The organism is Frankia sp. Mgl5, from assembly GCF_023242985.1.
Lineage (GTDB): Bacteria > Actinomycetota > Actinomycetes > Frankiales > Frankiaceae > Parafrankia > Parafrankia soli.
In genome coordinates, this window is sequence record NZ_JALKFY010000190.1 from 1 (window position 1) to 260 (window position 260).

The 260-nt window shown below is 58.5% G+C and carries 1 protein-coding gene; it reads left to right on the forward strand.

Going from position 1 to position 260, the window contains the following annotated elements; genetic code table 11:
• Positions 1 to 260 (forward strand): exonuclease subunit SbcD (locus MXD62_RS08945; RefSeq protein ID WP_248828908.1); only part of this gene is annotated, 260 nt, incomplete at both ends.

A 260-nucleotide genomic window follows, 5' to 3' on the forward strand; every position in this document is an offset into this window, starting at 1 on the left:
AGATCGTCGGGAGGAGCAGGCAGGGTTTGTGGACGAGCTTTGCCGGATTGTCGAGGAACAGTCGATTGATCTCGTGCTGATCGCGGGAGATGTGTATGATTCAGTCAATCCGCCTGCGTGGGCCGAGGAGCTGTTTTACGATGCGCTGGAACGGCTGGCTGCAGGAGGGACTCGGGGAGTGGTAGTGATCGCGGGAAATCACGATCAGCCGGAGCGTGTACGGGCCGCTGCACAGCTCGCATACAAGCATGGGATTGTTT